Source organism: Pseudonocardia kongjuensis, from assembly GCF_039526905.1.
In the GTDB taxonomy this organism is placed as follows: Bacteria; Actinomycetota; Actinomycetes; order Mycobacteriales; family Pseudonocardiaceae; genus Pseudonocardia; species Pseudonocardia kongjuensis.
This window is the reverse complement of the sequence record NZ_BAAAJK010000047.1, coordinates 1-1,065: the sequence shown is the minus strand read 5'-3', so window position 1 is coordinate 1,065 and position 1,065 is coordinate 1. Positions and strand designations below refer to the sequence as shown.

Genomic DNA, 1,065 nt, shown 5'->3' with positions numbered 1-1,065 from the left:
GCAGCGCGTCGGCGAGCAGGCCGAGCGCGCGGCTGGACACGGTCATCCCGGACGGGTAAGACAAGACTCTGAAGCTCCTGGTCAGGCGGATTGATCTAGGCAATCGCCCGTCTACCAGGAGCTTCACCCTTTCGAGGTCACGCCACGCCGCACGCCAGCTGACCTGCTCGTCCATCAGGTTGGCAAAGGCTCACTGTGTGGTTAACGGCGGCATTCGCCAAAACTCAGGCTACACGGTCCGATGGTACGCTAATGAAGTTATCCCGGGAATGGACCGTAGCCCTGATTGCCGAGCCGGAAGCGCCGAGGAAGCATGTAAGTTGGCTCCGTTCGGGAAGTTCACGGTCAGATTTGCTTTAGTGCCGGAAGGCTGGCTCTCCCCGAAGGGGGGAACCCAGGGCAGTGGTCCACATTTCGTTGCGCACGACCCCGGCGACTGGTCCGACGACATAGCGGTACTGATCCTGGATGAACCGGTCAATCAAAGCGCAGGCGTTTTCGACTACGACGATCTAGAAATACGCCAACTAGACAATGCTCTACTGTTGAATCGCGGTTACCCTGCACCAGCGCCGTTTGGAATTCCAGACGGTTACGAACCGTGGCAGATGTGGGGAGACCAAGTTTATGCTCGTGTCCTGGGCTATCTTGCCGAGGTGAACGGTATCCACAGGATTTTTGAACACAGTGCGGACACATCTAGGGGGCATAGTGGTTCGCCGCTCTTCCAGTGGCGTGTATCGATTGATCAAGGGTGGCGCCCAGAAATCGTCGGGATCCATTCTCACTACGCCCAAGGTCAGAACTATGCCCGCCGAATCGTGCAAGGCGATCTGCTTGCTCATTTTGGACTGTCGATTGGCGCGGCCCTAGTGGAAGGGTAGTGAGCATTTCCGAGAGACAGCTTGTCATGGTGTGCTACGTAGAAGAACGGTCATCCAACTTGCCTGATCTGGAAGTTTCCGGATGTCTAACGTTGCTGGTCCGAGGGTTGGGGGCGACCAGGGTCCCGGCAAAGTTGTCAGGTGATCTTGAATGTGCTCAGCGGGCGGAGGGTGTCGCGGG

At 57.7% G+C, this 1,065-nt stretch carries 1 protein-coding gene; it reads left to right on the top strand.

The features are described from left to right. Positions 1-320: 320 nt before the first annotated feature. Positions 321-884, top strand: coding sequence for a trypsin-like serine peptidase (locus tag ABD160_RS27560; RefSeq protein ID WP_344027659.1), 564 nt, complete (start codon positions 321-323; stop codon positions 882-884). Positions 885-1,065: the final 181 nt, after the last annotated feature.